Source organism: uncultured Campylobacter sp. (assembly GCF_938045775.1).
Classification (GTDB): domain Bacteria; phylum Campylobacterota; class Campylobacteria; order Campylobacterales; family Campylobacteraceae; genus Campylobacter_B.
The window spans coordinates 1-6,541 of record NZ_CALIBH010000229.1; the positions used below are offsets into that span (position 1 = coordinate 1).

General features: G+C 48.8%; 5 protein-coding genes. All 5 read right to left on the reverse strand.

The window, feature by feature from the left end:
- Positions 1–909, reverse strand: a 909-nt coding sequence (locus Q0238_RS09180; RefSeq protein ID WP_297945409.1) for an NAD(P)-dependent oxidoreductase, incomplete at its 3' end; no start/stop codon positions are given.
- A gap of 54 nt (positions 910–963) precedes the next feature.
- Complete coding sequence (locus Q0238_RS09185) at positions 964–2,631, reverse strand: 30S ribosomal protein S1 (RefSeq protein WP_297945412.1); 1,668 nt, start codon at positions 2,629–2,631, stop codon at positions 964–966.
- Positions 2,632–2,743: 112 nt separating this feature from the next.
- Positions 2,744–3,580 (reverse strand): 4-hydroxy-3-methylbut-2-enyl diphosphate reductase, encoded by an 837-nt coding sequence (locus tag Q0238_RS09190; protein ID WP_297945414.1) that lies wholly within the window; start codon positions 3,578–3,580, stop codon positions 2,744–2,746.
- Positions 3,570–4,844, reverse strand: coding sequence for a 3-phosphoshikimate 1-carboxyvinyltransferase (gene aroA, locus Q0238_RS09195; RefSeq protein WP_297945416.1), 1,275 nt, complete (start codon positions 4,842–4,844; stop codon positions 3,570–3,572). Before aroA ends, Q0238_RS09190 begins: the two co-directional genes overlap by 11 nt.
- On the reverse strand, positions 4,841–6,541 hold a 1,701-nt coding region (locus Q0238_RS09200), incomplete at its 5' end, for a phenylalanine--tRNA ligase subunit beta (RefSeq protein WP_297945418.1). The genes Q0238_RS09200 and aroA, both read right to left, overlap by 4 nt.

Below are 6,541 nucleotides of genomic sequence, written 5' to 3' on the forward strand. Positions count from 1 at the left end.
GGCGCTGATCGCCTGCTCTGCGGCTTCTCGGGCGATATTGCTTTGCGATTCGAGCGTATTTGCTCCAAGATGCGGAGTCGCGCTTAAATTTTCGATATCCAAAAGCTCGTGATCGGTCGCAGGCTCTTTGTCGAAAACATCAATGCCGAGATACGCGATCTTGCCGCTGCGTAGATTGTTTGCGAGCGCTTTTTCATTATACAGCCCGCCTCTAGCGCAGTTTATTAGGCGCACGCCGTCTTTCATCTTCGCTATTTGCGGCTCGCCTACCATATTTATCGTCTCTTGATTTTTCGGCGTATGGATCGTGATGAAGTCGCAAGATAAAATTTCATCGAAAATCTTCGTATATTTTACCCCGAGCTTCGTGGCCTTCTCAGGCTCAATATATGGATCATAGGCGATGACGTTCATCCCAAACGCAAGCGCGCGCACCCCCACGCGCGAGCCGATGTTTCCAAAGCCGATAATACCGAGGCTCTTTTTATAAAGCTCGGTGCCGTACCACTTCTCGCGCTTCCAAATTCTATTAATTTTAAGATCGTTGCAGGAATTTACATATTTGCGCGCCGCATTTAGCAGGTGGCACATAGTCATTTCGACCGCGGCGATGGTGTTTGCGGTAGGTACGTTCATCAAAATAATGCCGCGCTTGGAGCAGCCGTCGATGTCGCAGTTATCTACGCCCACGCCCGCGCGCACGATCGCTTTTAGCTTGGTGCCGGCATTTAGAAATTTCTCATCCACCGCCGTAGAGCTTCTGGTAATCGCAACATCCGCATCGCCTAAAATTCCGTAAAGCTCGCTCTTGGGCACGCTCGTAGCGTCGATTACTTTAACGTCCGATTCTTGCTTAAGCAGATCAAAACCGATTTTGTGGATTGCGTCGCAGACTATGATAGTTTTCATTAAATTTAACCTTTTGAAGTAGGTCCGCAAGGCCGGGATGCCTTGCGGGAGGAATTATTTATTTAGTTGATCTTTGATCAGATCCCCTAGGCTTTGCTTCTCGTCGTCGTTGCTATTGATCTCGTTTAGCGCCTCGCGCTCCTTCTGATGAGCCAGTCTGCGCACGCTTAGGCGGATTCTGTTTTTCTTCTCATCGATGAAAGCGATCGCAGCCTCGATCTCGTCGCCCACTTTTAGGCTATCTACACTTACGTTGCCAAGATCTTCCTTGCGGATAAGTGCGTCGATACCGCCTCCAAGCTCGACAAAAATTCCGAACTCTTTTATATCGCGGATCTTGCCTTTTACGACATCGCCTTGATTGTGGCTCTTGGCATAATCGCTAATCGGGCTATCGCCGAGCTCCTTGTGGTTTAGAGAAATTTTTTGAGTATCTTTGTCGATCTTAATGATCTTAACCTCGATCTCATCGCCCACTTTGAATAAATTTTTGCACTTCTCGCCGCGATCCCATGAAGCGTCTTCATTATGCAAAAGTCCCTCTACACCGTCGATCCTTACAAACGCGCCGAAATTTGTAATCGTAGTGACGCTGCCTTTTAGCACGTCGCCCACTTTATGCTTAGCAACGAACTCGTCAAAAGGCTTGGTGAGTAAATTTTTAAGGCTCACGCGCAATCTACGCTCGCTAGGGTTGATCTCTACGACCTCGACGTCAAGCTCCTCGCCCTCGCTGATGAAATCTTTCGGATTTTTGATATTTTTATCCCACGAAATTTCACTGATATGCAAAAAGCCCTCGATATCGTTGCCAAGATCGACAAACGCGCCGTAAGGCTCGATATTACTTACTTTTACGCGGATAGTATCGCCCACTTCCAGACTATCTTTGATCTCGTTCCAAGGATCTGGCATCGCCTCTTTTATCGAAAGAGAGAGGTGTTTTTTATCGTTGTCGTACTTGATAACTTTAACCGGAACCTTATCACCCTCTTTGTAGAGCGAGCTTGGATTTACCGGACCTTTGTATGAAATTTCGCTGTAGTGTACGAGTCCGTCCACGCCGCCCACGTCTACGAACATACCGTAGGTGGTAATCTTTTTGACGACGCCTTCGATGATGCCCTCGGTAGCGATTACTTTCTCGATCGCCTCTTTGCTTGCTTTGCGATCCTCATCAAGTAGCTTCTTACGCGATACTACGATGCTTTGTTCATCTCTATCAACTTTAATGATCTTTACCTTGAAATTTTTACCGACGGCGCCATTTGGGTTTTTAAGCGCACTTTGCGAGCGAGGCATAAAAAATTCCACATCATCTGCGTTAGCGCAAACGAAACCGCCCTTATTAAATGATAGAATTTTAACGTCATAGACATTCTCTGCGTTTTCATCATAGGAGTCGATGAACGCCTTTACTTTTTCCTTCTTTAAAGCCTTTTTATACGATACGACCGGGCGACCGCCTCTGCTTCCGATAATAGCGACTTTGATGTCATCTCCTACATTAACCTGCGGGTTTCCTTGCTCGTCGCTCACCTCGGCGGCATCTAAAATGCCCTCCGACTTCCTGCCTACGTCTATGAAAACCTCGCCGTCCTTAAGGGCGATAACCTTACCTGTGACGACCTCGTCGCGAGACTTCCCGGCGTCATACTCCTCTAACAATGTCGCAAAATCTTCCTCTGCGTGGTTTTGAACCTTCTCGTTCACCTCAGCCATATGCTTCCTTTAAATTTATTTGTGCTTTTTTGAAAAGAACTAAAATGCGCGATTCTAGCTAAAATTTGCTTTCGATTTGATAAATTTCTAAGAGTAAATTTGATAAGAGGGCTTATAAATTCTGCGTTAAATTTTCGATTCGCGCTACTACTTTTTTGATGATCCAATCGGGCGTGCTGGCTCCTGCGGAGATGCCGCAGAGGCTTTTGTTTTCAAACCACGAGCGCTCAAGCTCGCTTTCGTTTTCTATGAGATAACTGTCTTTGCAAAAATTTTGCGAAATTAAAAAAAGCTGTTTGGTGTTGGAGGAATTTTTCCCGCCTACGATTATCATCACGTCGGCCTTTTGCGACAGGCTTTTTACGGCCTCTTGATTTTCCAGCGTAGCATTGCAAATCGTATTAAAAATTCTCAGCTCCCTAGCGCGCTGCATCAAAAAATCCGCGATTTTGGTAAAGCTTTCTATCTTTTTCGTAGTCTGTGAAACGAGCGCGACGCGAGGTCCAAGCTTGACGTCTTGCAGCTCCTTCGTATCCATGATCACGAATACGCGCGATTTTGCGTAGGATTTCACGCCCTTTACCTCGGGATGATTTTTATCGCCGAAGATTACGATATCATAGCCCTCCGCGCTCATCTTTTCTACGATCTGCTGCGGCTTGGTTACGAAAGGGCAGGTAGCGTCGATGAGCTGCTTGTTTTGCGCTTTTAGGTTTTGCAGATCGTCCTTTTGGATGCCGTGCGTGCGGATGATGAGCTTTTGCTCGTCCTTGATCTCGCTAACGCCCTCTAAGGTTTTGACGCCGAAATTTTGCCTTAGCCTATTGATCTCTTCGGCGTTATGTATGAGTTCACCAATCGTAGCGGCCTCGCCAGCGCTTTCTGCGATCTTGATCGCGCGCTTGACGCCAAAGCAAAAACCGTAGCTTTTCGCCATCTCAATCTTCAACGCCGGCTCCGATCTGTCTTAAAATCGCGGCGAAGTTCGGAAACGACGTCGCGATACAATCGCTATCCTCGATGATCATCCCCGATCTTAAGCCTAAAATCGCAAAACTCATCGCGATACGATGGTCGCCGCACGGCGTGATGATCGCCGCGTTTGCCTCGCCGCCTTCGATCTGCCAGCCGTCCTGCAGCTCGCGCGCTTTGATACCGCAGGCGCGAAGCCCTTCACAGGTTACTTTTATGCGGTCGCACTCCTTTACGCGCAGCTCGGCGGCATTTCTAAGCACGCTACTTCCTTGCGCGCAGGCAAAGGCGATCGCAAGCGCAGGCGCCTCGTCTATAAGCCACGAGATATTTTCGGTCACCTCCACGGCGTGAAGCGGCGCGTAAGCGACCTCTATATCGCCGATCTGCTCGTAAATTTCGCTCGTTTTATGAAATTTTACTTCAGCGCCCATACGTTTTAAAATTTCATACGCCTCTATGCGAGTTTTATTTAACAGCATATTTTTTAGCATAATGCGCGAGCCCGGGGTTATCGCTGCGGCGACGGCGAAGAAAAATGCCGAGCTGGGGTCGTTTGGGATAAAAATTTCAAGCGGTTTAAGCGGCGAGCTAAGCGGCGCGACTTCGATCCCAAGGCCGTTTCGCGAAATTTGCGCACCCATCGCTTTTAGCATCCGCTCGCTGTGATCGCGGCTAAGCTCGGGCTCGCTAAATCTGCACCCGCTGCCGCGCAAGGCCGCTAAAATCAGAGCGGTCTTAACCTGCGCGGACGCAATCTTACTCGCGTATTCAAAATACCCAAGCTTTTGCCCTAGCACCGCAATCGGCGCCTTTTCGCCGCCTGCTCGTCCGTAAATTTTAGCGCCTACTTTGCAAAGCGGATCCGCAACGCGCCTCATCGGGCGCTCGCTTAGATACCGATCGCCGCACAGCACGAAAAAGCCCTCGCATCCCGCCAAAAAGCCCATAAATAGCCGCATCGCGGTGCCAGAGTTACCGCAATCAAGCGGAACGTTAGGCTCTTTGATAGCGGCGGGAGGAGTGATTAAAATTTCGCCCCCTTCGCGCTGCACGCAAGCGCCCAAAAGCTCCACAATCTTTAGCGTATTTAGCGTATCCTCGGCGGCTAGATAGTTTGAAATTTTACTCGTCCCCTCCGCTAGCAGCGAAAAGATCGCCGCACGATGCGAGATCGATTTATCCGCGGCGATATTTGAGATCTCCGCCCGCAAAGGGCCCGCTTGCGCAAAAATTCTCATCGCAACCCAAGTCCTAACTCGCTGCTAAGCGCGGCTAAAATTTTATCGGTAAAGCCCGCGACTTCCTCGTCGCAGAGCGTTTTTTGAAGGTCTTGAAATACAAGTCTGATCGTCAGGCTCTTTGAATCGCCCAGGCTTTCGTCGCTGTAAAGATCGCTCGGGATAAGCTCCTTTAGCGCCTCGATTTTAAGGGCGTCTATGCACTGTTTGATCTGCTCGAAGCGCATTCCGCTCGGCACCAAAATACTTAGATCGCGCGATACGCTAGGGAATTTCGAATAAACGTCCGCTACGATATTTTTAAATTTAAGCTTGGAAAAATCGATCTCGCACAGATAGCTTTTATCCAGATCGCGCCCTGCTTCTACGGCGTAATCCACGCGCCCGATAAAGCCCACTATCTCGCCGTCCTGCTCGATCTGAGCTTGCTCGAATTCGCTTAAAAATTTCAAATTTTCGCTAGGCAGCCTGACCTTAAATTTACCGATGACGCTTTGGATTAAATTTGCAAAATACAAAAAATCCACCGCGGCGGGTTTCGCGCCGGCCGCGATAGAGGGCTCCGCCTTTAGTCCGCTAGCGATAAAGCCCAGTCTTAGACTCTGTTTGCCGTCCGCATCAAACACCTCTCCTAGCTCAAAAAGCTTGACGCTTCTGCGAGAATTCTTTAAATTTCGCTCAACAGATTCCAGCAGATGATTAATCAGCGTCGGTCTTAGCGCGTCCAGCTCGCCGTTTATCGGATTTAAAATTTTAACCTTGCACGGCGCAAAGCCCAAGCTTTGCAGAGCCTTTCCGTCGTCAAATACATAATGCACGCACTCGAAAAATCCCACTGCGGCCGCCTTGCTGCGAAGTTTGCGTCCATTACATAAGCTTACGTAGGTATCGTTTAGGCGGTTTTTCTCGTAGAAGCTTAGCGGCGCGGCGGCGATATTGTCGATGCCCACGATACGCACGATCTCCTCGCACACGTCGTGGGAATTTACGATATCGTGGCGGAAAGGCGGCACCTTGGCGGTGATGAGATCGGCTTCGACGCCCACATCAAAGCCCAGTCTTTTTAAAATTCTTACGATCTTATCGCGCGGAATTTGCGCGCCGATCATTGAGTTTATCTCTTTTTCGCTAAAGCCCACGATAAGCGGCTCCAAAGCGTTTGAAACCCTTTGCATGCCTGCATATAGGCTAACGGCTTTATTTTTAAGTAGCAATCTAAATAGCAGATCTAGCCCCAGCCTAAGCTTTGGCTCGCTGCCTCTACTTGAGCGATACACATGCTCGTCGCCTTTTAGGCTTTTATTTTCGTTTACTGCTTTGGCGATAATTAGTGGCGCGGTGTAGTTTGCCTCTAATAGCACCACTTTGCTACTGCAACACGCCTTTAGCTCTGCGTCTTGGCAAATCCCTGCTACGCTAAGCAATCTCTTGCCCGCATAAACGCCGAACTCGCCGTTTGGCATAGGCTTTATGTCAAGCGCTACCTTGCCATCTGCGGAAGCGATCTTTTCAAAATCATAAGCGCGCAGCAATACTCCGGTAGAATGAGTAGCGTAGTTGATGAAATTTTGCACCGCGCAGCTTTGCAAAATACCAACGCTCGCAAGACGCAGCGTCTGCTTTAAATTTAGCTTCAGCTCGCCTTTGATCTCATAAGCTCGAAAAGCAAATTTAGCGCTTACCTCATCGCTTGCACG

Bases quoted from the DNA above. Each gene is read 5' to 3' on its own strand.
- aroA (WP_297945416.1), bottom strand. From the start codon at position 4,844: ATGAGAATTTTTGCGCAAGCGGGCCCTTTGCGGGCGGAGATCTCAAAT.
- Q0238_RS09185 (WP_297945412.1), bottom strand. From the start codon at position 2,631: ATGGCTGAGGTGAACGAGAAGGTTCAAAACCACGCAGAGGAAGATTTT.